Origin of the sequence: Streptomyces sp. NPDC005195 (assembly GCF_040608315.1) — a bacterium.
In the GTDB taxonomy this organism is placed as follows: domain Bacteria; phylum Actinomycetota; class Actinomycetes; order Streptomycetales; family Streptomycetaceae; genus Streptomyces; species Streptomyces kaempferi.
On the sequence record NZ_JBEXHZ010000006.1, the window covers coordinates 64,629 to 89,019 of the forward strand.

General features: G+C 72.4%; 25 protein-coding genes and 1 pseudogene. 16 read left to right on the forward strand and 10 right to left on the reverse strand.

Annotation, left to right across the window (positions count from 1 at the left end):
- Positions 1–62: 62 nt before the first annotated feature.
- Positions 63–1,100: a hypothetical protein gene (locus ABZV34_RS09580; RefSeq protein ID WP_356272966.1), complete on the reverse strand. Its 1,038-nt coding sequence runs from the start codon at positions 1,098–1,100 to the stop codon at positions 63–65.
- A 164-nt stretch (positions 1,101–1,264) separates the two neighbouring features.
- On the opposite strand from ABZV34_RS09580, the gene ABZV34_RS09585 reads away from it, so the two are divergent.
- The 3 genes from ABZV34_RS09585 (at position 1,265) to ABZV34_RS09595 (ending at position 3,088) form a co-directional block, all read left to right on the forward strand.
- The gene (locus tag ABZV34_RS09585) at positions 1,265–1,702 is read left to right on the forward strand and encodes a DUF4442 domain-containing protein (RefSeq protein ID WP_356273286.1); all 438 of its coding nucleotides are present in this window, start codon (positions 1,265–1,267) and stop codon (positions 1,700–1,702) included.
- A 144-nt stretch (positions 1,703–1,846) separates the two neighbouring features.
- Positions 1,847–2,290: a cyanase gene (gene cynS, locus ABZV34_RS09590; RefSeq protein WP_356272968.1), complete on the forward strand. Its 444-nt coding sequence runs from the start codon at positions 1,847–1,849 to the stop codon at positions 2,288–2,290.
- 147 nt (positions 2,291–2,437) lie between these two features.
- A complete protein-coding gene (locus ABZV34_RS09595) occupies positions 2,438–3,088 on the forward strand; it encodes a DedA family protein (protein ID WP_356272970.1) in 651 nt (216 codons plus the stop codon).
- An 82-nt stretch (positions 3,089–3,170) separates the two neighbouring features.
- Here ABZV34_RS09595 and ABZV34_RS09600 read toward each other — a convergent pair whose 3' ends face one another.
- A complete protein-coding gene (locus ABZV34_RS09600) occupies positions 3,171–3,710 on the reverse strand; it encodes a gamma carbonic anhydrase family protein (RefSeq protein ID WP_356272972.1) in 540 nt (179 codons plus the stop codon).
- Between the two features lie 117 nt (positions 3,711–3,827).
- On the opposite strand from ABZV34_RS09600, the gene ABZV34_RS09605 reads away from it, so the two are divergent.
- Positions 3,828–4,625: an acyltransferase gene (locus ABZV34_RS09605; RefSeq protein WP_356272974.1), complete on the forward strand. Its 798-nt coding sequence runs from the start codon at positions 3,828–3,830 to the stop codon at positions 4,623–4,625.
- Between the two features lie 36 nt (positions 4,626–4,661).
- Here ABZV34_RS09605 and ABZV34_RS09610 read toward each other — a convergent pair whose 3' ends face one another.
- Positions 4,662–5,519 carry an EamA family transporter gene (locus tag ABZV34_RS09610; protein WP_356272976.1) on the reverse strand — a complete coding sequence of 286 codons (858 nt, stop codon included), beginning with the start codon at positions 5,517–5,519 and terminating at the stop codon, positions 4,662–4,664.
- Between the two features lie 93 nt (positions 5,520–5,612).
- Here ABZV34_RS09610 and ABZV34_RS09615 point away from each other — a divergent pair, with 93 nt between their 5' ends.
- Both ABZV34_RS09615 and ABZV34_RS09620 read left to right on the forward strand, forming a co-directional pair.
- Positions 5,613–6,185, forward strand: a complete 573-nt coding sequence (locus ABZV34_RS09615; RefSeq protein ID WP_356272978.1) for an XRE family transcriptional regulator — start codon at positions 5,613–5,615, stop codon at positions 6,183–6,185.
- Between the two features lie 43 nt (positions 6,186–6,228).
- Positions 6,229–6,786 carry a YbaK/EbsC family protein gene (locus ABZV34_RS09620; protein ID WP_356272980.1) on the forward strand — a complete coding sequence of 186 codons (558 nt, stop codon included), beginning with the start codon at positions 6,229–6,231 and terminating at the stop codon, positions 6,784–6,786.
- A 25-nt stretch (positions 6,787–6,811) separates the two neighbouring features.
- Here the strand turns inward: ABZV34_RS09620 and ABZV34_RS09625 are convergent, their stop codons facing one another.
- The gene (locus ABZV34_RS09625) at positions 6,812–7,252 is read right to left on the reverse strand and encodes a GNAT family N-acetyltransferase (RefSeq protein WP_356272982.1); all 441 of its coding nucleotides are present in this window, start codon (positions 7,250–7,252) and stop codon (positions 6,812–6,814) included.
- A 76-nt stretch (positions 7,253–7,328) separates the two neighbouring features.
- Positions 7,329–7,736 carry a CoA-binding protein gene (locus ABZV34_RS09630; RefSeq protein WP_356272984.1) on the reverse strand — a complete coding sequence of 136 codons (408 nt, stop codon included), beginning with the start codon at positions 7,734–7,736 and terminating at the stop codon, positions 7,329–7,331.
- Positions 7,737–7,934: 198 nt separating this feature from the next.
- Between ABZV34_RS09630 and ABZV34_RS09635 the strand changes: the two are divergent.
- From ABZV34_RS09635 to ABZV34_RS09650, 4 genes and pseudogenes are all read left to right on the forward strand, one after another.
- A pseudogene (locus ABZV34_RS09635) lies at positions 7,935–8,124 on the forward strand (alcohol dehydrogenase); the annotation flags it as partial.
- 65 nt (positions 8,125–8,189) lie between these two features.
- Positions 8,190–8,855: an SDR family NAD(P)-dependent oxidoreductase gene (locus ABZV34_RS09640; RefSeq protein ID WP_356272986.1), complete on the forward strand. Its 666-nt coding sequence runs from the start codon at positions 8,190–8,192 to the stop codon at positions 8,853–8,855.
- A gap of 138 nt (positions 8,856–8,993) precedes the next feature.
- Positions 8,994–9,779 carry a hypothetical protein gene (locus ABZV34_RS09645; RefSeq protein WP_356272988.1) on the forward strand — a complete coding sequence of 262 codons (786 nt, stop codon included), beginning with the start codon at positions 8,994–8,996 and terminating at the stop codon, positions 9,777–9,779.
- Positions 9,776–10,321, forward strand: coding sequence for a histidine phosphatase family protein (locus ABZV34_RS09650; protein WP_356272990.1), 546 nt, complete (start codon positions 9,776–9,778; stop codon positions 10,319–10,321). The genes ABZV34_RS09645 and ABZV34_RS09650 overlap by 4 nt, the downstream gene beginning before the upstream one ends.
- Positions 10,322–10,333: 12 nt before the next feature.
- Here the strand turns inward: ABZV34_RS09650 and ABZV34_RS09655 are convergent, their stop codons facing one another.
- Positions 10,334–12,325 (reverse strand): amino acid transporter, encoded by a 1,992-nt coding sequence (locus ABZV34_RS09655; protein WP_356272992.1) that lies wholly within the window; start codon positions 12,323–12,325, stop codon positions 10,334–10,336.
- A gap of 168 nt (positions 12,326–12,493) precedes the next feature.
- Between ABZV34_RS09655 and ABZV34_RS09660 the strand changes: the two genes are divergently transcribed.
- The 4 genes from ABZV34_RS09660 to ABZV34_RS09675 all read left to right on the forward strand — a co-directional run bounded on the left by ABZV34_RS09660 (position 12,494) and on the right by ABZV34_RS09675 (position 17,549).
- On the forward strand, positions 12,494–13,120 hold the full coding sequence (locus ABZV34_RS09660; RefSeq protein ID WP_356272994.1) for a YigZ family protein: 627 nt from the start codon (positions 12,494–12,496) through the stop codon (positions 13,118–13,120).
- A 69-nt stretch (positions 13,121–13,189) separates the two neighbouring features.
- On the forward strand, positions 13,190–14,353 hold the full coding sequence (locus ABZV34_RS09665) for an exonuclease SbcCD subunit D (RefSeq protein ID WP_356272996.1): 1,164 nt from the start codon (positions 13,190–13,192) through the stop codon (positions 14,351–14,353).
- Positions 14,350–14,550, forward strand: coding sequence for a hypothetical protein (locus ABZV34_RS09670; RefSeq protein ID WP_356272998.1), 201 nt, complete (start codon positions 14,350–14,352; stop codon positions 14,548–14,550). Before ABZV34_RS09665 ends, ABZV34_RS09670 begins: the two co-directional genes overlap by 4 nt.
- Positions 14,547–17,549 carry an SMC family ATPase gene (locus tag ABZV34_RS09675; RefSeq protein ID WP_356273000.1) on the forward strand — a complete coding sequence of 1,001 codons (3,003 nt, stop codon included), beginning with the start codon at positions 14,547–14,549 and terminating at the stop codon, positions 17,547–17,549. The genes ABZV34_RS09670 and ABZV34_RS09675 overlap by 4 nt, the downstream gene beginning before the upstream one ends.
- Before the next feature lie 9 nt (positions 17,550–17,558).
- On the opposite strand, the gene ABZV34_RS09680 is transcribed toward ABZV34_RS09675, so the two are convergent.
- Entirely contained in the window at positions 17,559–18,005 is a 447-nt protein-coding gene (locus ABZV34_RS09680; RefSeq protein ID WP_356273002.1) for an Lrp/AsnC family transcriptional regulator, read from the reverse strand.
- Between the two features lie 148 nt (positions 18,006–18,153).
- Here ABZV34_RS09680 and ABZV34_RS09685 point away from each other — a divergent pair, with 148 nt between their 5' ends.
- On the forward strand, positions 18,154–18,639 hold the full coding sequence (locus tag ABZV34_RS09685) for a rhodanese-like domain-containing protein (RefSeq protein WP_356273004.1): 486 nt from the start codon (positions 18,154–18,156) through the stop codon (positions 18,637–18,639).
- Positions 18,640–18,757: 118 nt separating this feature from the next.
- Here the strand turns inward: ABZV34_RS09685 and ABZV34_RS09690 are convergent, their stop codons facing one another.
- Both ABZV34_RS09690 and ABZV34_RS09695 read right to left on the reverse strand, forming a co-directional pair.
- The gene (locus ABZV34_RS09690; RefSeq protein ID WP_356273006.1) at positions 18,758–20,449 is read right to left on the reverse strand and encodes a DUF885 domain-containing protein; all 1,692 of its coding nucleotides are present in this window, start codon (positions 20,447–20,449) and stop codon (positions 18,758–18,760) included.
- 63 nt (positions 20,450–20,512) lie between these two features.
- A complete protein-coding gene (locus tag ABZV34_RS09695; protein WP_168527015.1) occupies positions 20,513–21,019 on the reverse strand; it encodes an Lrp/AsnC family transcriptional regulator in 507 nt (168 codons plus the stop codon).
- A gap of 81 nt (positions 21,020–21,100) precedes the next feature.
- On the opposite strand from ABZV34_RS09695, the gene ABZV34_RS09700 reads away from it, so the two are divergent.
- Positions 21,101–22,396, forward strand: coding sequence for a PLP-dependent transferase (locus ABZV34_RS09700; protein ID WP_356273008.1), 1,296 nt, complete (start codon positions 21,101–21,103; stop codon positions 22,394–22,396).
- Positions 22,397–22,528: 132 nt separating this feature from the next.
- On the opposite strand, the gene ABZV34_RS09705 is transcribed toward ABZV34_RS09700, so the two are convergent.
- Positions 22,529–24,040 (reverse strand): GNAT family N-acetyltransferase, encoded by a 1,512-nt coding sequence (locus ABZV34_RS09705; RefSeq protein ID WP_356273010.1) that lies wholly within the window; start codon positions 24,038–24,040, stop codon positions 22,529–22,531.
- Positions 24,041–24,391: the final 351 nt, after the last annotated feature.

Genomic DNA, 24,391 nt, shown 5'->3' on the forward strand with positions numbered 1-24,391 from the left:
CCGAGCGTCCGCTCAGGACTGCCCGGGGTCGCTCACGGCCCCCTCGGCTCACCGTGCAACGCTCACGAGCCCGTCGGCTCACCGTGCAACCGGACCGTGCTCAATATCTTCTGGACCGTGGCGTCAGGCACCTCCTGGCCGACCCCCTTCGCGCCGTAGAACGTCCAGGACACGAAGTCGCCCGCCGAGTTCTTGAAGGCGAACGTGGTCGCCTTGCCGTCCGAGTCGCACTTGCCCTTCTTCGGGACGCCGCTCGAATACGTCTTGGCGACGCTCCCCGTGATGCCGGAAGCCGTCGTGTACGCCGTGGGTCTGCCGATCCTGAGCAGCTTCTTCGACGCTTCCTTCTGGTCGGTGTAGCCGCCGAAGACCCACACGGCCGAGTCGATGCGCGCGACGTCGTCGGTGTTCTTGGCGCCGCTCTGCCCCTTGGTGCCCGCGGCGGCCAGCGCCGTGTCGTTCGTACGACCGTCCTTGTCGTCGTCGGACGTGCACCACTTCTCCTTGAGGAAGGCGGGTGCGGACATGCCGATGATCGCGGAACCGTCGCCCTTCTTCTCGTCCTCGAAGCCGATGAAGGTGCCGGGCGTGCCGACGTTCCAGTCCGCGGGCACGTCGAACGCGGTGCCCCACTTGGGGTTCACGACGACCTTCCAGCCGGCGACGGTCGGCTTCTCGTCGTCGGTGCCGCGCGGGTTGTCGTCGCTCCCGCTCGCGCTCGGGGACGTCGAGGCGGACGTCTTCGGCGACGTGGACGGATCGCCGGCCGCCTTGTCGTCCTTGCCCTTGCCGCCCAGGACGAGGAAGCCGGTGACGCCCGCCGCGATCACGACGGCCGAGGCCGCGACGATGGCGGTGATCTTCGTCCTGTTGCCGCCGCCCCCGTTCCCGCCCCCGGGACCGCCGGGTGCCTGGGCCACCCCGGGCGACTCCGGGACGGTCCCCCACTGCGGCTGCCCGTACGGATTGGGCTGCTGGTATCCGGGCTGCTGATACGGATTCGGCTGCTGGTACCCCGGCTGCTGATACGGGTTGGGCTGCTGCGGATTCTGGTTCTGCGGGTTCTGCTCGCCCCCGGGCGGCTGCTGTCCTGGCCACATGGGCAGTAACCCTAGTAGCGGCTGTGCCACGTTTCGGTCACCGCTCGTCATCAGGCATGTACCGGTCAGAGATCGGGTCCGAATTTTTTCGATTTCTTCACATGCCCGGGTGCTGGCCAAGATTTTCTACTCATGGGTAACCTTCGGGCATGAGCGCAGACCAGATGACGATCGGCGAGATGCTCGCCGCCACGGTGCCGATGGCCCGGACCCTCAACCTCGAGTTCGTGGAGACCACGCCGGAGAAGGCCGTCGTGAGCCTCCCCGACCAGAGCGACTATCACAACCACGTCGGCGGCCCGCACGCCGGAGCGATGTTCACCCTCGGCGAGTCGGCGAGCGGGGCCATCGTCCTCGCCGCCTTCGGGGAGCAGCTCTCACGTGCCGTGCCGCTCGCGGTGAGCGCCGAGATCGCCTACAAGAAGCTGGCGATGGGGGCGGTCACCGCCACCGCGACCCTCGGCCGTCCGGCCGCCGACGTCGTGGCCGAACTCGACGCGGGGCAGCGCCCCGTGTTCCCCGTCTCCATCGCCATCCGGCGCGCGGACGGCGCTGTCACCGGCGAGATGACCGTCGTGTGGACCCTGCGGCCGAACGGCTGAGCGGACCACCCATGACGGCGGACGGCCCCTCCGGCTTCGGACCGGACGGGGCCGTCCGCCGTTCTCGGCGTCATTGTCAGAGAATGGGCGTTCTCTTAGGCTGGCCCGACGTGTCGACGTCGTTCTCCAGGAACGGAGATGTGCATGCTCAGCAAGCGCGAAGCCGCCGAAGCCGTCCGCCAGGCCAAGGTGAGGACAGGGGTCACCTGGGCACAGCTGGCCGAAGCGGTCGGCAGACCGCTCGCGTGGACGACGGCCGCGCTGCTCGGGCAGCACCCCATGCGCGAGGAGGAGGCGGCTACGGCCGCGGCGCTTCTCGAACTCGGCGACGACGCCGTCCTCGCCTTCCAGCTCCAGCCGACCCGCGGCTCCCTGGACGCCGCGGTCCCCGCGGACCCCACGATCTACCGGCTCTACGAAGTCGTCCAGGTCTACGGTCCGACGATCAAGGAGCTGATCCACGAGCAGTGCGGTGACGGCATCATGAGCGCGATCAACTTCCGCCTCGACGTGCGGCGTGTGCCCGACCCCGAGGGTGACCGGGTCGTCATCACCCTCGACGGGAAGTACCTGCCCTATCAGTGGTAGCGGGCCCGGTGCCGGGGGAGCGCGGCTCTACAGCAGGGGCACCGGTGCCCACCGCCGGACTCCGTCGCGCCCGGCCGAGCGGTAGGCTTCCCGGCATGCGCTCGCACGAGCGCATGCCGGGAAACACGTGACGGGGAGGAACCGGCGTTGCACGTCCAGGATTGGCTCGAGACGGTGCCCGCGGTCAGTATCTACGCGCTGGTGGCCCTCGTCATCGGCCTGGAGAGCCTGGGTATACCCCTGCCCGGCGAGATCGTCCTGGTCTCGGCGGCGCTGTTGTCCTCCCAGCACTCGGGGATCAACCCCGTCATCCTCGGGGCGTGTGCCAGCCTCGGCGCGGTCGTCGGCGACTCCATCGGCTACGCGATCGGCCGCAAGGGCGGACGGCCGCTGCTGGCCTGGCTCGGCGGGAAGTTCCCCCGGCACTTCGGTCCGGGACATATCGCGACGGCCGAGCGGTCCTTCCAGAAATGGGGCATGTGGGCCGTCTTCTTCGGCCGCTTCATCGCCCTTCTGCGCATCTTCGCGGGGCCGCTCGCCGGTGTGCTGAAGATGCCGTACTGGAAGTTCCTGATCGCCAACGTGCTCGGCGGGATCATCTGGGCCGGGGGCACCACCGCGGTCATCTACTACGTCGGTGTCGTCGCCGAGTCCTGGCTGAAGCGGTTCTCCTGGGTCGGACTGGCGATGGCGGTACTCATCGGGATCGCCTCGATGCTGGTCGTCAAGCGCCGGGCGAAGCGGGCGTCCGCCGAGCTGGACGAGGCACAGCCGGAGCCGGTCGCCGCCGCCGAGTAGGACCCGTCACCGGGCCCGGCGCCACGCCACCGGCGGGCCGGCCGCCACGACCGGTCACGCGCTTCCCCGCACGAGAGGTCTCTCAGCTCCCGGCTTGCTCCGTGGCGTCCTTGTGGGCCTTCGCCAGCTCCACGTAGAAGGTGCCGTTGAGCGTGAGGCCCTGGCGCTCCTCCTCCGTCAGCGGGCGCTTGACCTTCGCGGGTACGCCCGCCACCAGTGAGCCGGGCGGGACCCGCATCCCCTGCGGGACCAGGGCCTGGGCCGCGACCAGCGAACCGGCACCGATCACCGCCCCGTTGAGGACCGTGGCCCCCATCCCGATCAGGCAGTCGTCCTCGACGGTGGCCCCGTGCAGCACGGCGTTGTGCCCGACCGAGACCCGCTCGCCCACGGTGACGGGGAAGCCGGGATCCACGTGCAGGGTGCAGTTGTCCTGGATGTTGCTGTCGGCGCCGATGACGATGGGCCCGCAGTCGGCCCGCAGCACCGCGCCGTACCAGACACTCGCGCCCGCCCGCAGGGTGACGTCTCCGACGACCACCGCCGTGCGCGCCGTGAACGCCTCGGGGTCCACCCGCGGATCCTTGCCGCCGATCCCCATGATCAGCGCCTCCTGCGTCATCGCCGCCTCCTCGTCGTCGGTACTCCGGCACCGTATGCCATGATCCGCGACCCGGTGGGGCGAAGATCACAGCCGGGTTCTCCGCCCGCCCCTTCTTCCCCTGAGTACCGTGAGCGCGTGCCCAGTAACAGGAACGCGTTCTCGTCATGGCGGCGCCGCCTCGTGCAGCGCGCCGTCCACGCGGGCTGGGCCTGGGTGCAGCGCACGGCCTCGGTCACGGCCGAGCACCCGGGACGGCTGCGCTTCGGGGCGATCGGAACAGGTACCAGACTCGCCTTCCCGCTCGGCACCGTCTTCGGCGAACCCTGGATCCACCTCGGCGATCACTGCATCGTCGGTGAACAGGTCACCCTCACCGCGGGACTGATGCCCGACCTCGACCTCGGCCCCGACCCGATCCTGCGCCTCGGCGACGGCGTGGTGCTCGGCCGTGGCAGCCATGTCATCGCCGACACGACGGTCACCATCGGCAGCGACTGCTACTTCGGGCCGTACGTGTACGTGACGTCCACCAACCACTCCTACGACGATCCGCACGAGCCCATCGGCAAGCAGTGGCCCCGGATGGAGCCGGTGGAGATCGGCCCCGGCTGCTGGATCGGCACCGGGGCGGTGATCCTTCCGGGGGCGCGGATCGGGCGGAACGTCGTGGTGGCGGCGGGCGCGGTGGTACGCGGCGTGGTGCCCGACCACGCGGTGGTGGCGGGCGCTCCCGCCCGGGTCGTGCGGCGCTGGGATCCGGTGGCCGGATGGCAGCCGCCGTTGCGGACGCCGGCGCCCGTGCCGATCCCCGACGGCGTCACCCCGGAGCAGCTGCTCGCGCTGTCGGGGCTGGACGAGGAGGCCGTGGCCCGGCTCGCGGAGCTGGACCTCGCGGCCGGGGAACCGGCCGCGGACGTACGCGCCGATTCCTGACCCGACCCGACCCGACGCGTCGATGACCGTGCCGACTCAACCCGTCGCGAGCATGACCGTGCCGACCAGGGCCAGGCCCGCGCCCGCCGCCTGGACTCCGCGCAGCCGTTCGCGGAGGAAGCCGCGCGCGGCCAGGGCCGTGACCACCGGGTAGAGCGAGGCGAGCACGGCGGCCACCGTCACCGGACCGTGGTGGGCGGCGACGGAGTAGGTGCCGTTGGCCGCCACATCGGCGAGGCCGACGAAGGCGAACGCCGGAAGCGCGCGCCAGGGGAAGCCGTCGTCGGGAAGCCCGGCGGAGCCGTGCCGCACCGAGGCCCATAGTGCCGTGCCGCCCGCGACCACATTGGTCACCCGCTGCACGAACAGGGCGAGGAACAGCCCCGTGACCGACGAGGACGCCTCCGCGATCAGGACGAACACCGTGCCGAAGCCGAGCGCCGCGAGCAGGGTCAGCAGGATCGCCTGCCGCTGCACGGGGGCGCCCCTGAACTGCGGCCCGCCCGCGAGCACCACACCGGCGACGGCGACCGCGATGCCCGCGAACTGCAGCGGCCCGGGCCGCTCACCGAGAGCGAGACCCACGGTGAGCGGGACGGCGACGCCCAGCGAGCCGAGCGGCGAGACCACGCCCATCGGACCCAGGGCGAGGGCCTTGTAGAACGAGAACAGCGCGACCGGTCCCACCAGGCCGGCGGCGGCCGCGAACCACAACCGCGGTCCCGCCTCGCCCCAGGCGCCGGTCGCGACCACGATCACGCCGAGGACGGCCGCCGCGACCGCCTGCGAGACGACGACGACGGTGAGGGCGGGGGTCCGCCGGGTCAGCAGGCCTCCGCCGAAGTCGGCCAGGCCCCACAGGAGGCTGGTGGCCAGGGCGAAGAGCGCTGTCATGAGTCGCCTCGCAGTACAGTTCGGTGAACGATCGGGTGCACCACACCATAGTTCACTTTATTAAACTCTGTCATTTAAAATATTGGACGGAAAGTGTCGGATCTCGACCTGCTGACCCAGTCCCTGGCACGCAATGTGAAGCGCTGGCGCACCGAGCGCGCCTTCACCCTGGAAGCGCTCGCGGCCCGCGCCGGAGTCAGCCGCGGCATGCTCATCCAGATCGAGCAGGCCAGGACCAACCCCAGCCTCGGAACCGTCGTCAAGATCGGCGACGCGCTCGGTGTCAGCATCACCACGCTCCTCGACTACGAACAGGGCCCCAAGGTCCGGATCGTCCCGGCCGAGCAGGCCGTACGGCTGTGGCACACCGATGCGGGCAGCTACAACCGGCTGCTCGCGGGCACCGAGGCCCCCGGCCCGCTGGAGATGTGGGACTGGCGCCTGATGCCGGGCGAGGGCAGCCCCTCCGACCCGCACCCCACGGGCACCGTGGAACTCGTCCATGTCACGGCGGGCGATCTGACCCTCACCGTCGACGGCGTGGCCCACCGGGTGCCGGCGGGGGCGAGCGCCTCCTTCGAGGCCAACACCCCGCACCGGTACGGCAACGACGGCGACGTACCCGTGGAGATGGTCATGGCGGTATCGGTTCCGCTCGTGCACTGAGACGCCCGACCGGACGCCCCTGACCGGCTGTTACCGTGCGGCCATGCGCGCCCCCATCGGACACTTCGACCATGCCACGCCCGCTCCCGAGTGCCTCGGCGAACTCGTCGGCCCGGTCGCCGACGCCGTACGCGCCTGGCGAGGCACCGTCCCCGCCGAGCGGATCGTGTACGTCGACACGGACCCCGCCCGGGCCGACACCGCGACCTTCGTCGAGCACTACGGCAGGGAACTGCTCGAACAGTCCGCCAACTGCGTGGTCGTCGCGGGCCGGCGCGGCGGGGAGAACACGCTCGCCGCGTGTCTGGTCCTCTCCACCACCCGGGTCGACGTCAACGGAGTCGTCCGCCGCCAACTCGGCGCCCGCAAGGCGTCGTTCGCGTCGATGGACACGGCGACCGGGGAGACCGGCATGGAGTACGGCGGCATCACACCCGTCGGACTGCCCGGTGACTGGCCCTTGTTGGTGGACCAGGCGGTCGTCGAGCTGCCGTACGTCCTCGTCGGCAGCGGCCGGCGGCGCGGCAAACTGCTGGTGCCGGGCGAGGCGTTCGGCGAACTGCCGAACGCCGTGGTGATCGAGGGGCTCGGAGTCGCCTGACGGGCCCGCGGGCCGACCCACCGGATCAGGTCAGCCGCAGGTCGACCCACTCCGCGGTGTCGCCCGGCAGCACGTAGCGCTCGATCTCGGCGAATCCGTGCTTCAGGGCGAAGCGCAGCCCGTCCGCGTTCGAGGCGAGGACGACCGTCTCGATCACCTCAGCGCCCAGCGTTCGCGCCTGCTCCAGCCCCCGCTCGTACAGTTCCCCGCCGAACCCCCGCCCGCGGTGCCCAGGCAGCACCCGGGCGATCACCGTCGCCGTCGAGGAGTCCTCCTTCGGCGGGCGCACGGTCGTGCAGCCCACCAGGACGTCACCGAGGTGCACGACCTCCAGGAGGTTGCGGCCGGCCCGCTCCCGGACCTCGTCGAGCGACAGGGCGGCGGGAGGGACGATCACGTTGTGGACGTGACGCCAGGCTTCGAGGCCGGGTTCGTCGGCCGGCCGCCGGAAGAGAAGAGTGGGCACCACGGCAGCAAACCCGGCCGCCGCGCGCGGCGTCAACCAGGTGGGGCGCACGGGTCCGGGGTGGTGCGGGGCCCGGTCAGCCGAGGCGGGGGATCTCGATGGCGGGGCAGCGGTCCATGACCATGTCGAGCCCGGCGGCGCGGGTACGGTCGTACGCGGCCTCGTCGACGACGCCGAGCTGGAACCAGACGGCCTTGGCGCCGATCGTGACGGCCTCGTCGGCCACCGTCCCGGCGAGGCCGCCGTTGACGAAGACGTCGACGACATCGACGTCGAACGGGATCGCGTCCAGCGAGGGATAGCCCTTCTCGCCGTGGACGGTCTCGGCCTTCGGGTGCACGGGGACGATCCGCTTGCCGTGGCGCCGCAGGACGTCGGCGACTCCGTACGCCGCACGCCCCTCGTTCGACGAGAGGCCGACGATCGCCCAGGTGTCGCCGAGTTCGTTCAGGATCTTGCGGATCGTCGCAGGGTCGCCGTACACGGTCGTCCTCCGGGGTGCCTGTCGGGGAATCTCATCGGTGTTCAGCCGGAAAACAGCGGACGGCACGCGGTGATTCCCCGATTTTCCGATTCGGCAGTCGAGGGGACGTTTCGCACGCCCGTACGCCCTGCCGGGAACAGCGCGGTGCGCCGGGATGCGGGTAGGGACGGCAGGCCGGAAGCTCGGAATATGCGGGGCCGGTCGTACGCCGGTTCGCTGATCGGCGGCATCCCCGAGACGCAGGAGATGCTCGACGTTCTGTGCCGAGCACGGTCTCGGCGCGGAGGCCGAGGCCATTCCCGCTGAGAGGATCAACGAGGCGTACGAGCGGATCACGGCCTCGGACGTGCGCTACCGGTTCGTCATCCGCACCTCGACACCGGGCTGACGACCGCCCGGACCCGTACGCCCGCCCGAAACCGAAACCGAAACCGAAACCACCCGAGGAAGACCATGACCACCATCGCCATCGTCGGAGCCGGACCGGGCCTCGGAGCCGCGGTCGCCCGGCGGTTCGGCCGCGCGGGCTTCGACGTCGCCCTCATCTCCCGCGACGCGGACCGGACGCGTGCGTTCGCCACCGAGCTGGCCGGCGAGGGTCTGACGGCGGGTGGTTTCGCCGCCGACGTCCGCGACCCGGCCGCCCTGGAGGCGGCTCTCGACGCCGCCACCGCCATGCTGGGACCCATCGAGGTCCTGCAGTACAGCCCGGTTCCGCACCGGGACTTCATGCGGCCCGTCCTGGAGACCGATGTCGCCGACCTCGTCGGCCCGATCGAGTTCTCGGTGTACGGACCCGTCGTCGCCGTGCGCCAGGTGCTGCCCGGCATGCGGGAACTCGGCCGCGGCACCGTCCTGTTCGTGAACGGCGGCACCGCCGCGATTGCGCACACCGAACGCGCCGGCACCTCCATCGCCTTCGCCGCCGAGAGCGCCTACGGCCATCTGCTGCACGAGGCGCTCGCCCCCGACGGCATCCACGTCGCACAGTTCGTCATCCCCGGCGCGATCATCCCCGGGCACCCGAGGAAGGACCCCGACGCCCTCGCGGAGGCCCTGTGGACCATCCACCAGGACCGGAACGGGTACCGGCACTTCGCCGACGATCTCGACGCCTGACCCGACACCTCGCCCGGCCGGCGGGTGACCTCCCCGCCGGCCGCCGTCGTCCCGATCCGCTCGGCGCTCAGCGGGCCGACTGTCCGGAATGCGGGCCACCTTCCTGCGCCCGGCCCTCCGGCCGCCTACGCTCACCTCGTGCTGCGTATCACCGACGCCCGAACGGGCGAGACCGTCGACGCCGTCCGCGCCCGCCGGGGCCTGACCCGCGTCGAGGCGCACGTGGAGTGCGACGACCTGTCCGCGTTGCGGGTCCTGCTGGTCGCCGACGTGCTCGCCAGGGCCCTGGAACTCGGCGGGACACCCGTCGTCACGGTGGCCGACCCGCCCGCGACGCTCAGGGCGCGCGCGGACGCGCTCGGCATCCGCCGGGCCGAGGGCGAGCGGGGCGGCGCGGGTCCGGCCCTGCACGTGCTCGTCTCCCCGGGCGGAGCCCCTGAGGGCCCGGCCCCCGGACGCTCGGCCTCCGGGGACCCGGCCTCCAGGGACCCGGCCCCCGCCGGCCAGGACCCCGTGATCCCGGCACCTGCGGACGCCGACCCCGACGGCGTCCGTATCGAGGTCGCCCCGGTGAGCGGCACCGCCGATCCCTCGCTGCTGCGGATGATCCTGCTCGCGACCCCGCGCCGGCAGTCCCTCGACCTCGCCGCCGCCGACCTCGACGGTGCCCGCGAGACGCTCGGCCGCTGGCGCGAGGCCGTCGCCGGCTGGGCCACCCGGCCGTCGAAGCCCGTTCCCGAGCACGTACGCCAGGAGTTGCGCGCCGCATGGGAGGACGACCTCGACGTCCCCGCCGTGCTGGAGGCGCTGCGGCGCGTCGAGCACGCCGAGGACGTCCCGGACGGCGCCCGCTTCGAGACGTACGCCTACGCGGACCGGTTGCTCGGACTCGAACTCACCCGTGACATCGGGACACAGTGGTGATGGCACGCGCCGGAACCGGCCCGCTGCGCAGACTCGTCGTGCTCAGACACGCCAAGTCCGCCTGGCCCACGGGCGTCGGCGACCACGACCGGCCCCTCGCCCCGCGCGGCCGCCGCGACGCACCGGCGGCCGGGCGCGCCCTCGCGGACACCGACTGCCTGCCCGACCTCGCCCTGTGCTCCACCGCCGTACGCGCCCGCCAGACATGGGAGCTGGCGGCGCAGCAGTGGGGCACCCCGCCGCCCGCGCGGTTCGACGGGCGGCTGTACGGCGCCGGTGTACCGGAGTTGCTCGCGGCCGTGCGCGAAGTCCCCGACCAGATGATGACGTTGCTCCTGATCGGGCACAATCCGGGGCTTCAGGAACTGGTCCTCGAACTGGCCGGGGACAGTCTCGGCGACGCGCTGGACGATGTGCGGACCAAGTTCCCGACCTCCGCCATGGCCGTCCTGGCCTGGCACGGAGCTTCCTGGGACGCGCTCACCCCGGGCGTGGCCCTGCTGACGGACATGACCGTGCCGCGGGGCCGGAAGAAGCCCTGAAAGTCCCGAGGATCAGCCCACGTGGACGCGCGGTCGCCGTTCCGGGTCGGGCTCGGCGCGGCGGAGCACCTCGCGGGTGACGGGGGCGACCTCGCCGTCGCCGAAGACGAGGAAACGGACCAGGTGGCTCAGCGGGTTGCCCTCGGTCCAGTTGAAATAGGCGTGCGGGACCTGGCCGGTGCGGTCGCGCAACCGCATCATCACGGCCGCGATGGTGTTGGGCACGGTGGCGCCCTCGACGCGCAGTCTGCGCACCCCGTGCTTCTCGTCGCCGTGCACGGCGACGTCGGCCGTGAAGTCCGAGGAGTCGGTCACGAAGATCTCGAGGAACAGCACGGGACGGCCGTCCGGTATGTGTGTCTGCTCGCGCTGGCTGTACTCCTTGGCGCGGTACTCCCGCGTGCTGTGCTCGTGCGGTTCGTTGGCTATCAGCAGCAGCGGCCCGTTCGCCGCGGCCTCGTCGACGAACCGGGCCGCCGCCTCGTCGAAGGTGACCTCGGCGGCGCGGAGTTCGAAGGCGCGGCGCACGCGGGAGGCGAACGAGGTGAGCAGGATCGCCAGGATGAAGATCATTGCGATCTTGATGCCGTCGGGGCGCTCGATGACGTTGGTGACCAGCGTGTAGCCGAACACCACGGTGATCGCGCCGAAGCCGATCGCCGCGGCGCGGTGGCCGCGCTGGTGGACGGCGACGGCCGAGGCGAACGACGCGGAGAGCATCAGGACCAGGACACCGGTCGCGTACGCGCCGCTCTGGTCGTCGACGTTCGCGTCGAACCACAGGGTGATGAGCACCGCGGCCGCCATGAAGACGAGCACCAGGGGACGGACGGCGCGCGTCCATTCGGGAGCCATGCCGTAGCGGGGCAGATAGCGCGGGACGAGGTTGAGGAGGCCGGCCAGCGCGGAGGCTCCGGCGAACCACAGGATCGCGATGGTCGATATGTCGTAGACCGTTCCGAAGCCCTCGCCCAGGCACTGGTGCGCGAGGTAGGCGAGCGCGCGGCCGTTCGCCGAGCCGCCGCTCTCGAACTCGCCCTGCGGGATCAGGATCGTCGTCGCCAGGCTGGACAGCAGCAGGAAGCAGCTCATGATCACGGCGGCCGTGGTGAGCAGCCGGCGGGTCTCGCGGATCCGGCCCGTCGGCTTCGCGTACGTGTCCGTGGAATCACCCTTGACCTGCGGCATCACCGCCACACCGGTCTCGAAGCCGGACATGCCGAGCGCCAGTTTGGGGAAGACCAGAAGCGCCACACCGACCATCGCGAGCGGCGAGGAGTGCTCCGCCGTCATCGCGTCGGTCCAGTCGCCGACCTTGTGCGGGTGACTCAGCACCTGCCAGGCGGCGGTGACCAGGACGACGACGTTGAGCGTGAGATACGTGGCCACGAGCGCCACGGCGATGCCCATGGCCTCCTTGAAGCCCTTCAGGAACACCGCGCCCAGCGCGGCCACCAGGAGAAGGGTGATCCACACGTTCGCGCCGTGCGTCCAGTGCGGGGCGAAGGGGTTCTCCACGACGTGCGCCGATGCGTCCGCCGCGGACAGGGTGATCGTGATCAGGAAGTCGGTGGCCGCGAAGCCGAGCAGCACCAGGACGAAGACCTTCCCCGCCCACCAGGGAAGCAGCCGCTCCAGCATCGCGATCGATCCCTCGCCGTGCGGGCTCTCCTTGGCGACACGGCGGTAGACCGGCAGCGCGCCGAGCAGGGTCAGCGCGATCAGGACGAGCGTGGCGAGCGGGGAGAGCAGTCCGGCCGCGAGGGCGGCGATGCCCGGCTGGTAGCCGAGCGTGGAGAAGTAGTCGACACCGGTGAGACACATCACCCGCCACCAGGAGTGACCCTGGTGTTCGCTGTCCGGGGTGGCGTGCGGGCCCGGGTGCCGGGCCGACTGCTCACTGAGCCCCTCCAGGAGCCACGCCCGCCAGCGGGGCGCGGCGGCGGACGGCCCACGCCCCGCGGGCACAGCCGGTTCCGCGTTGTCCACCTGGGTGCCGGTCATCCTGCGATCTCCCTGCGATCGATCGGGCCGACGATCCGGCTTCGGGCAACGAGGAGCGAGTATCCACTACGGCGTCGCGAGGGCCCGCGCCGGGGCGACCGCACCGGAGGGCGGCACCTCCGGGCTCCGCCGTCCGCCACGCGCGCGTGCAGCGCATACGCTGGCCGGATGCAGGACGAGTACCGCACAGTGGCCCGCGCGGGTGTGCACGAGACCGAGATCAACCGCTCCCGCTTCAGGTGCGCCCTCGCCCCGGCGGCCACCGAGCAGGAGGCCCAGGACTTCGTCGCGGGCGTCCGCAGACAGCACGCGGACGCCACCCACAACTGTTTCGCGTACGTCATCGGAGCCGACGCCGCCGTCCAGCGGGCGAGCGACGACGGCGAACCCGGCGGCACCGCGGGCGTCCCCATGCTCCAGATGCTGCTGCGCCGCGACATGCGGTACGTCGTCGCCGTCGTCACCCGCTACTACGGCGGGGTCAAGCTCGGCGCGGGCGGACTGATCAGGGCGTACGGCGGCTCGGTGGGCGAGGCGCTGGACGCGCTCGGCACACGGACGCGCAGACGCTTCCGGCTGGCCACGGTCACCGTGGACCACCAGCGCGCGGGCAAAGTACAGAACGACCTGCGCGCCACCGGGCGCGACGTGCGCGACGTGCGCTACGGCGAGGCCGTCACGATCGAGATCGGACTGCCGGACGCCGACGTCGCGGCCTTCCGGGCCTGGCTCGCGGACGCGACGGCGGGGACGGCCGGGTTCGCACTGGGCGGAGAGGCGTACGGGGACGCATAGGCGGGCAGTGCGGGCCGATACGGGAGTAGCCGCCCGTGATGTCCGACCCGCCCGTTAGTCTCGGGGATCATGAGGCTTCTGCACACGTCCGACTGGCATCTCGGCCGGGCATTCCACCGGGTGACGATGCTCGGCGCCCAGGCCGAGTTCATCGGCCATCTCGTCACGACCGTGCGCGAGCGCGGTGTCGACGCGGTGGTCGTGTCCGGGGACGTGTACGACCGCGCGGTCCCGCCACTGGCGGCCGTCGAGCTCTTCGACGACGCCCTGCACCGGCTGGCCGACCTCGGCGTGCCCACGGTGATGATCTCCGGGAACCACGACTCGGCGCGCCGCCTCGGCGTAGGGGCCGGGCTGATCGGGCGGGCCGGCATCCATCTGCGGACCGAGCCCTCGGCGTCCGGCACGCCCGTGGTCCTCGCCGACGCCCACGGCGACGTGGCCCTCTACGGCCTGCCGTACCTCGAACCGGCCCTGGTGAAGGACGAGTTCGGCGTGGACAGGGCGGGACACGAGACCGTGCTCGCCGCCGCCATGGACCGGGTCCGCGCCGACCTCGCCGCGCGGCCGCCGGGCACCCGTTCCGTGGTCCTCGCCCACGCCTTCGTCACCGGAGGGGCGGCCAGCGACAGTGAGCGGGACATCACCGTAGGCGGTGTCGCCGCCGTGTCCGCCGGGGTCTTCGACGGGGTCGACTACGTGGCGCTGGGCCATCTGCACGGCAGCCAGACCATCACCGAGCGGGTCCGTTACTCCGGCTCCCCGCTGCCGTACTCCTTCTCCGAGGCCGCCCATCGCAAGACCATGTGGCTGGTGGACCTGGGCCCGGACGGCTCGCTCGACGCCGAGCGCGTCGACTGCCCCGTACCCCGGGCGCTCGCCCGCGTCCGGGGGCGGCTGGAGGACCTGCTCGCCGACCCGGAGCTGGCGCGTCACCAGGAGGCGTGGGTCGAGGCCACCCTCACCGATCCGGTGCGGCCGGCCGAGCCGATGGCCCGGCTGACCGAGCGCTTCCCGCACACCCTCAGCCTGGTCTTCGACCCCGAGCGGACCCCCGAGGACCCGGACGTGTCGTACGCCCGGCGGCTGGCGGGCCGCAGCGAACAGCAGATCGCCGAGGACTTCGTGGCCCATGTGCGCGGCACGGGTCCCGACCCCCGGGAGCAGGCCGTCCTGCGGGAGGCGTTCGACGCCGTCCACACCGACGAGGCCGTACGGGAGGCCACCCGGTGACACCACCACCGCGCGGGTCCGGCGCCGCCGCCCGTCTCACCGCCTCCGGTCCCACCGCCGTCCGCACCGACCGGGACGACTTCGGCGGGGAACGTTTCGACGGGAACCGCCGCGACGGGAACTACCGCGACGGGAACTACCGCGACGTGAACCACCGCGCCGCGCACCGCTTCGACGACAGCGAGGGGGGCCGATGAGGCTGCACCGTCTGGACATCACCGCCTTCGGGCCCTTCGGGACCACCCAGAAGGTCGACTTCGACGAGCTGTCGGCCGCCGGACTCTTCCTGCTGCACGGACCGACGGGCGCGGGCAAGACGTCCGTCCTCGACGCCGTCTGCTACGCGCTGTACGGAGCGGTCCCGGGCGCCCGCCAGAGTGGTCAGGGACTCACCCTGCGCAGCGATCACGCGGCCCCCGCCACCCGCACCGAGATCCGTCTCGAACTCACCGTCGCCGGACGTCGGCTGGAGATCACCCGGCAGCCCCCCTGGGCCCGTCCGAAGAAGCGCGGCACGGGCACGACCATCGAAAAGGCCCAGAGCTGGCTGCGCGAGTACGAGGCGCCGGCGGGCTCCTGGAAGGACCTCAGCCGTTCCCACCAGGAGATCGGCGAGGAGATCACCCAGCTGCTCGGCATGAGCCGTGAGCAGTTCTGTCAGGTCGTACTGCTGCCCCAGGGCGACTTCGCCCGCTTCCTGCGGGCCGACGCCGAGGCCCGCGGCAAGCTCCTCGGCCGCCTTTTCGACACCCACCGCTTCGCCGAGGTCGAGAAGCGCCTCACCGAGCGCCGGCGCGGAGCCGAGGCCCAGGTGCGCGACGGGGACGCCGCGCTGCTCGCCGACGCCCACCGCATGCAGCAGGCCGCCGGGGACATCGCCGAGGTGCCGCTGCCCGACCTCGCGCCCGGCGACCCGGGCCTCGCCGAGGCGGTCCTGGCCTGGGCCGCCGTCGCCCGGGGCACGGCCCGCGAGCGGCTGACCGTCGCGCACAGCGCGGTCTCGGCCGCCGAGTCCGCGCAGGCCGCCGCCGACCGCGTACTCGACGACGTACGGGAAGTGGCGCGGCTGCAACGCAGGTTCACCGAAGCGCGGGAGCGCGCCGCGCGGCTGGAGGAGCGCTCGGACTCCCACCGCGAGGCACAGACACGCATGGAGCGTGGCCGCAAGGCCGAGGCGGTGGCACCGGCACTCGACCTGCGCGACGCGGGCGAGGCGGAGCACCGGCGTGCGGTCATGGCGGAGGCACACGCGCGTGCGGCTCTCCCGGCGTCCTTCGCCGACGCCGGCGCACCCGGGCTGGCGGCGGACGCGCGCCGGGCGGCCGAGGAACTGGGCGGCCTGGCCTCGGCCCGCCGGGCCGAGCGCCGGCTCGGCGAACTCACCGACGAGCGCGCCGGCCTGGACCGCCAGGAACGTGCCGACGAGGACGTCCTGCTGGACGCCGAGAGCTGGCTCGCCACCTGGGAGACCACCCGCGCCGGCCTTCAGGCGCGCGTCGAGACCGCGCAGGAGGCCGCCACCCGCGCCGAGCAGCTGGCCGTGCGGCGCGACCCGGCGCGGGCCCGGCTGCGGGCCGCCCGCGAGCGCGACCAGTTCGCCCGGGACACGGACGACGCCCACGAGCGCGCTCTCGCCTCCCGCGCGCACGCGACGGACACGCGCGCTCGCTGGCTCGACCTGAAGGAACAGCGGCTCGACGGCATCGCCGCGGAACTCGCCGCCGGACTCGTCGACGGAGATCCCTGCGCCGTCTGCGGCGCCACCGAACACCCGGCGCCCGCACGGAAGATCGCCGGACACGTCGACCGGGAGACGGAGGAGCACGCCCTCGCCGTCCACCAGCGCGCCGACGAGACGGCGGCCGAGGACGAGCGCCGCCTCGGTGTCGTACGCGAGGCGCTCGCCGCAGCCTCCGCCGAGGCGGGCGACACACCGACCGACCGACTCGCCGAACAGGATGCGGAACTGGAGCGGGAGCACGGCGAGGCACGCGCCGCCGCTTCCGGGCTGCACGCCGCCCGCGAGCGTCTCGTCCAGGCCGAACGCGAACACGAACGACGGGTCGCCGCCCGGCAGAAGGCCGAACTGACGGCCGCGGCCCGGGTCTCCCACCGTGACACCCTCGACCGCGAAAGGGCCCAGCTGGAGGGGGAGTTGACGCTGGCCCGGGGCGCTGCCGAGAGTGTCGCCGCGCGCGCCGCGCAACTGGAGCGACGGGCCGCCCTGCTCACCGAGGCCGCGGACGCCGTCCGCGCGGCCGAGGACGCCGCACAGCGGCTCAAGGACGCCGACGCGCGCCTGGCCGACGCGGCCTTCCGCGCCGGGTTCTCCACACCGCAGGCCGCGGCCGCCGCGCTGCTCGACAACGCGGCCCACCGCGAGCTGCAACGACGCCTCGACGCCTGGCAGTCGGAGGAGGCCGCGGTCCGCGCCGTGCTCGCCGAGGCGGACACGACCGCCGCGGCCCGGCGGCCGGCCGCCGATCCGCGGGCGGCCGAACAGTCCGCCGAGTCCGCCGCCCGCCGGCTGCGGGACACCGCCTCCGCCCAGGACGCGGCCGCCCGGCGCTGCGCCGAGCTGGACCGGCTGTCCGCGCGCGCGACCACGTCCGTACGCCGCCTGGGACCGCTGCGCGAGGAGTACGACCGGGTGGCGCGCATGGCGGGGCTGGCGGCGGGCACCTCGGCGGAGAACGAACGCAGGATGCGCCTGGAGTCGTACGTCCTCGCCGCCCGCCTGGAACAGGTCGCCGCCGCCGCGACGGTACGGCTCGAGCGCATGTCCTCCGGGCGCTACACCCTCGTTCACTCCGACGACCGTGCGGGCCGCGGCCGCAGCGGGCTCGGACTGCACGTCGTGGACGCCTGGACCGGCCGGGAGCGGGACACGGCGACGCTCTCCGGGGGCGAGACGTTCTTCGCCTCGCTGGCGCTGGCCCTCGGCCTCGCGGACGTCGTCACGGACGAGGCCGGCGGGGTGCGGCTCGACACGCTCTTCATCGACGAGGGCTTCGGCAGCCTCGACGACCAGACCCTCGACGAGGTCCTCGACGTGCTCGACTCGCTGCGGGAGCGGGACCGCAGCGTCGGCATCGTCAGTCATGTCGCCGACCTGCGGCGCCGTATCCACGCCCAGCTGGAGGTCGTGAAGGGGAGAACGGGATCGGTCGTACGGCAGCGGGGCGTACAGGACTGAGACGCCGGGTCAGTGCCCCAGAGGCCGCCGGGGCAGTGGTGAGGAGTAGACGACGCTCGTCGTCACGGAGCCCAGCGTGCCGATCCTGCCCGAGATCTCCTCCAGGTGACTCATCGAGCGGGCCGCGACCTTGATGACGAAGCAGTCGTCGCCGGTGACGTGGTGGGCCTCCAGAATCTGGGGCGTCGCGTCGACGAGATCATGGAACGGCTTGTAGTTGCCGTTCGGGTAGCGCAGCCGGACGAAGGCGAGGATCGGCAGGCCGATGTTCTCCGGGGCCACGACGGCCGCGTACCCCTGGATGACGCCGGCCTCCTCCAGCCGCCGCACCCGCTCGGTGACCGCGCTCGCGGACATCGAGACGGCACGGGCCAGTTCGGCGAAACTGACCCTCCCCTCGCGCTGGAGGACGTCGAGGATGCGCCAGTCGGTGGTGTCCGGGGAATACGCGGTCATGAACGAGGAATAGCAGGGAAATCCCCGGCAGATCAAGAGAGAGGCCGTGGATCACCACTTCAGGAGCGGGATCACCGCCCGTAGATTTTTCGCCATGCCACCCATGCCACCGATGACACCCATGACGCCCGCGACACCCATGGCCTCCATGACGAGTGACCCCCCGGCCGTGACGAACGCCGTACTGCGCGTCGCCCCGGCCCCTCCGGCGGCGGCCGTCGCACACTTCGGCGCGAGCCTCGCCTTCCACGCCGACGTGTCCGACGTCGCCTCCGCGCTCGCGGCCGGCGGGGACCCCGGATTCGTCGTCCTCGACTCCCGTTCCACCCGGTCGTGGGACCAGGGGCACGTGCCCGGCGCGATCCATCTGCCGACCGCGCTCGTCGCCGAACAGGCCGAGCGGCTCCTCGACAGGTCGGTGCCGGTCGTCACCTACTGCTGGGGACCCGGCTGCAACGGCGCGACCCGCGCCGCCCTCGCCCTCGCCGGACTCGGCTTCCAGGTGAAGGAGATGCTCGGCGGGTTCGAGTACTGGGTGCGTGAGGGCTTCGCGTTCGAGACGGGGGAGGGGCGTGCGCGGCGCGGGCCCGACCCGTTGACGGCGCCCGTGGACGCGGAGGACTGCGGCTGCTGAGCGGGGACGGATCAGTCAGGCCCGCGGGAGACCGCCGACGGCGGCCGGGCCCCGCGGCGGGCCCCGGTCGTGGGGACCGGGCCGCCGTGCGTCCGTGCCCGGCTGCCGTCGGGGGCGGTCAGAGCCGGGACAACTCGTCCACCAGGTCGTCCAGGCCCAGGGAACCCTGCGACAGGGCCGCCATGTGCCACGCCTTCGCGTCGAAGCCTTCCCCGTGCCGCCGCCGCGCGTTCGCGCGGCCCTTCAGCCAGGCCCGCTCACCGAGCTTGTAGCCGATGGCCTGACCGGGGATCGAGAGGTAGCGGGTCAGCTCGCTCTCGACGAAGTCCGCGGGCCGGCTGCTGTGCGCGCCGAAGAACTCCTCCGCCAGTTCGGGCGTCCAGCGCTCGCCGGGGTGGAAGGGCGAGTCCGCCGGGATCTCCAGCTCCAGGTGCATACCGATGTCGACGATCACCCGGGCGGCGCGCATCATCTGCGCGTCCAGGTAGCCGAGCCGCTGCTCCGCGTCCGCCAGGAAGCCGAGCTCGTCCATCAGCCGCTCCGCGTACAGCGCCCAGCCCTCGCAGTTGGCGCTCACGAGACCCACGGTCGCCTGGTAGCGGGAGAGGTCCTCGACGACGTACACCCACTGGGCGAGCTGGAGGTGGTGCCCGGGAACGCCCTCGTGGTACCAGGTCGAGACGAGGTCGTACACCGGGAACCTGGTCTGCCCCATCGTGGGCAGCCAGGTCTGGCCGGGCCGCGAGAAGTCCTGCGACGGCGCCGTGTAGTACGGAGCCGCCGCACTGCCCGGCGGCGCGATCCGGGACTCCACCCGCCGTACCGGCTCGGCGAGTTCGAAGTGCGTGCCGTCCAGGGCGTCGATCGCCTGGTCCATCAGGCCCTGCAGCCACGTCTGGACCTCGTCGACCCCTTCGATGTGCCTGCCGTGCTCGTCCAGGTACGCGAGCGCCACCCAGGGCGTCTCGGCGCCGGGCAGGATCTTCTCCGCCTCGGTCCTCATCTCGGCGAGCAGCCGGTGATACTCGGCCCAGCCGTACGCGTACGCCTCGTCGAGATCGAGATCCGTACCGTTGAAGTAGCGTGCCCAGCGCGCGTACCGCTCCCGGCCCACCGTGTTCGGCGCGCCCTGGATCGTGGGCGCGTACACGTCGCGCATCCAGTCGCGCAGCTCCACCAGGGCCTGGGTGGCCATCCGCGCGGCGGTGTCCAGTTCGGCGCGCAGGGAGTCGGGGCCCGCGGTCACGAAGTCCTCGAACCAGGCGCGGCCGTCCGCGTCCGGGGCGGACCACTCGGTGAGCTGGTCGACGAAGGTCGCGGTGGGGCGTGGACCCGCGTAGAGCTTGCGCTCCAGGCCGAGGGCGAGGGACTCGCGGTACCCCGCCAGCGCGGCCGGCACGGCGCGCAGCCGCTCGGCGATCGCCGCCCAGTCCTCGTCCGTCCCGGTCGGCGCGATGCTGAACACCTGCCGGACGGCGTGCGCGGCGGTGTGCATGTTGCCGACGGCCCGCAGGCCCTCCTCGGCGTCGTACACGGCCAGTTCGGCGGTCAGCCGCTCGCGCAGCAGCCGCGCGCAGCGGCGCTCGGTGTCGCTGTCCGCGCCCGGCTGCCGCTCCGCCTCGTCGAGGCGGTCGAGGGTCGCCCGTGCCAGCTCCGCGACGGCCCGCTGTCCCGCGGGCGAGGTGTCCGGGAGCCTGCCGGCGCTCTCCTTCACACCGAGGTACGTACCGAGGACCGGGTCGAGGGCGATGAGGTCGTCGACATACGCGTCGGCGACCTCGCGGGGCAGCGGGTTCTTCGTCTCTGACATGCCGACATCCTCATACGGGAACAGGTGGCACGTCAGCCCGTCCGAGCGGGCTTTTGGCCCGCATCAGCCCGATTTCGCTGTGGGCGTCGCTCCCGGCCCCGCGGGTGGCAGGAGCGGACCGCAGTCCCACTGCTGGAAGATCAACCGGGTCTCCACCCGGGCGACTTCACGCTGGGAGGTGAACTCGTCGAGCACCAGCCGCTGCAGGTCGGCCATGTCCGCGACCGCGACCAGCACGAGGTAGTCGTCGGGACCGGTGAGATGGAAGACCGTCCGGGACTCCGGCAGCGCCCTGATCCGGTCCACGAACGGACCGACCAGTTCCCTGCGGTGCGGTCTGACCTGCACGGACAGCAGTGCCTCCAGGCCCCGGCCGAGCTTCGCCGGATCGAGCCGCAGCTGATGACCGAGAATGACTCCCGCGCGGCGCAGCCGTGTCACCCGGTCCAGGCAGGTCGAGGGCGCGACTCCGACCTGCGCGGCGAGATCGCGGTACGTCGTCCGGGCGTCGTTCTGCAGCAGTCGCAGCAGATGAAGATCCACCGGATCGAGTACGACGGAATCGGCCATGGACCGAACGTAACACGGGTTCTGGCGCCATGACCCCGGCCGGTGTTCAGGCTGCTGTGCATGGACTTCGGCGGAGATGACATGGACGCGGACATACGCGGCACGCGCGACACCGGTATCGGTTCCGGCGCCGGTACCGGGCTCACCGGCACCGGGACCCCCGACCCGCGGGGTGGTTCCCGCACTCGTACTCACGCTCTGGCCACCGAGGCCGTGCACGCGGGGCGGGAGGATCTCGCCCGCAGCGGGCTGCACGCCGCACCGATCGATCTGTCGACCACCTATCCGTCGTACGACAGCCGGGGTGAGGCCGCCCGCATCGACGCGTTCGCGGCCGACGGCGCCGAACCGGAGGGTCCGCCCGTCTACGGGCGCCTCGGCAATCCGACCGTCGCGCGCTTCGAGACCGCCCTCGCCCGGCTCGAAGGGACCGAGAGCGCGGTCGCGTTCGCCAGCGGTATGGCCGCGCTGAGCGCGGTCCTGCTCGTACGCAACGCGATGGGCCTGCGTCACGTCGTCGCCGTGCGGCCCCTGTACGGATGCAGCGACCACCTGCTCACGGCCGGACTGCTCGGCTCCGAGGTGACCTGGGTCGACCCGGCGGGCATCGAGGACGCCCTGCGCCCCGACACCGGACTGGTCATGGTCGAGTCCCCGGCCAATCCGACGCTCGCCGAGATCGACCTGCGCGCCGTCGCGCACGCCTGCGGCTCGGTACCGCTCCTCGCCGACAACACCTTCGCCACGCCCGTGCTGCAACGCCCCGCGGAGCAGGGGGCGCGTCTGGTCCTGCACAGCGCCACCAAGTATCTGGGCGGGCACGGGGACGTCATGGCCGGAGTGGTCGCCTGCGACGAGGAGTTCGCCGGGCGGCTGCGCCAGGTGCGGTTCGCCACCGGTGGCGTCCTGCACCCGCTGGCCGGATACCTGCTGCTGCGGGGGCTGTCGACGCTGCCGGTACGGGTGACGGCCGCGTCCGCGAGCGCCGCGGAACTCGCCGGCCGGCTGGCCGCCGACCCGCGTGTCACCCGCGTCCACTACCCGCGGATCGGCGGCGCCATGATCGCCTTCGAGGTGCACGGGGACCCGCACGAGGTCATCGCCGGAGTCCGTCTGATCACCCCCGCGGTGAGTCTCGGCAGCGTCGACAGCCTGATCCAGCATCCGGCGTCCATCAGCCACCGCATCGTCGCCGAGGGCGACCGCCGCGGTGCGGGCGTGAGCGACCGTCTGCTGCGCCTGTCCGTGGGGCTGGAGGACGTCGAGGACCTGTGGGCCGACCTGGACGGCGCGCTGGGACACGCGACGGAGATCGGTGCGGTGGAGGCAGGGGGCCGGAACCTCCGGGAGGAACACGCGGGTTCGGTCACGGGGTGACGGGGGAGGCCCCGGGCGAGGTGCGCGGGGCCTCTTGCGGTGGCGCGAGGGGCGTGAACAGGGTTGGGGCCAGGTCGTGTTGCGAAAATCCCGTCTGCCCGGCGTCCCGCGACATGATCCAAACGGCAGGCCCTAGTCCCGGGTGACCCGCGCGCCCCGCGGCGACCCGTGCCGTCCCTGCTCCTGCCCTTGGGCGTACGGAGGTGGGGACGTCACCGGTGTCGTGTCCAGGCGCGCGGTGATCACCAGGGTTCCCTCCTCGATCTGGTAGTCGAGGGGCAGGTCGAGGCCGCGCATCGCGGCGACCATCCCGGTGTTGGAGGCCTGCGTGACGATGTACACGCTCTCGCACCCCGCCTCGACCGCCATGGCCACCAGACGGCCGAGCAGCTCGCCACCGATACCGCGCCGCTGCCAGTCGTCCTCGACGAGCAGCGCGATCTCGGTCTCGTCACCGTCCCAGAGGAGGTGGCCGAGCCCGACCATCCGCCCCGACGGTGTCCGGACGGCGAGAGTGCGGCCGAAGTGCGGGCTGAGCAGGTGGTTCAGATAGCGGTCCGCGTCCCCGACCGGCCCGTGGTATCGCATGGTGAGGGTGCGCGAGGAGCAGCGCTCGTGCATCGCCTTCGCGGACGCCAGGTCGGACACGTCGGCGCGGCGCACGGTGATCTCGTTGCCCTCCGGCAGGGTCAGCATGTCCTGGCCCCGGGGGATGCGCGGACCCAGGCGCGCGTCCAGCTCGACCAGGGCCCGCGCCCGCGCGAACTCGGTCGGCGTGAACGGCAGGTACGGCCGCTCCACCGTGATCACCCCACCCTCCGGCGCGCGCAACCGCATCACCGTGTCCTCCAGCGCTCCTTCGACCGGCGCGCCCTCTTCCGCCCGGCCCGATCCAGGAGACCTGGCGGGCAGCGAACGAATGGTGCACCGACCGAGCAACTGCCGGAGGGCCAGCGGAAGTTCCGCCGTGTCCAGAGCCGTTCGCGTGGCCAGGCCGAGGACGCGGGTGGGTGCGTCCACCAGGTCGTGGGCGTCGGCCCGCTCGATCCAGGTGCAGGAGCCGCCCGCCGGCGAGAGCGCGCGGGTGATCCCGGACGCGGCCAGCTGCGCGGGTGCGCGGAGCAGGAACTCGTCCACCGTTCCCTCCGCGAGCGGATGTGTCTGCAGGCTGAGGATGTCGACGTGCAGGTGCGCCAGCGCCGTGCACAGCGCGGCCAGCGAACCCGGCTCGTCCTTGACCGTCGTCCGCATCCGCCACAGCACCGTCGCCCCGGCGGCGGTCTCCGGCTTCGTCCCGGACCGCTTGGCTTCCCCGGTGTCCGCAGTCTCCCCGGTGGCCCCGGTGGCCCCGGTGGCCTTGTCGGGCCGCCCGGACCGCCGCCCGTCGGCGGGTGTCCGGGCATCGGTATGGTCCGGCGGGGGCGCGTGACCGTGGCGGCGTGCCCACCATGTGTGGAATCCGGCCGTGGCGACCAGGACGGCGGCCGAGATCACCAGCAGGGCCGCCCCGTCGGGGCCGTGCCCGATCAGGTTGGCGGCGGCGTCCGCGACCGCGACGGCTGTGAACAGGGCGGCGAGTTCGACGAGGTCCCGCCGCCAGTGGTGAACGGGACGACCGTGCCTCGCACGGGTCACATCAGACATGTCTGGAGTCATGGAGCCACTGTGAAGGAGTGGTGTTGCGTGATCACGAACGGTCTGTGACTGATCGGTAAAGTGTCCTTCTATCCCTTTTGTAGTTCTTTTTGCGGTTGTTTTGCCTCCTTCGGAGCGCTTGAGTTACGCGCCTGGTCAGGCGTCCTTCCGCGGCGTCGCTGCGGTCCGGGGCCGACGAGTCCGTGTCACCACTTTGGACGAGCCATGTCGGTCAGCCGTCCGCGCGACATGGACGGGCTCACCACGCGCCCCGGAGCGCTCGGCGGACCGCGCGGCGACGTCCAGGGGAACCGGCGGCGACCGCGGGGACGTACACCCGCGACCGCGAGAGGCCCGGCC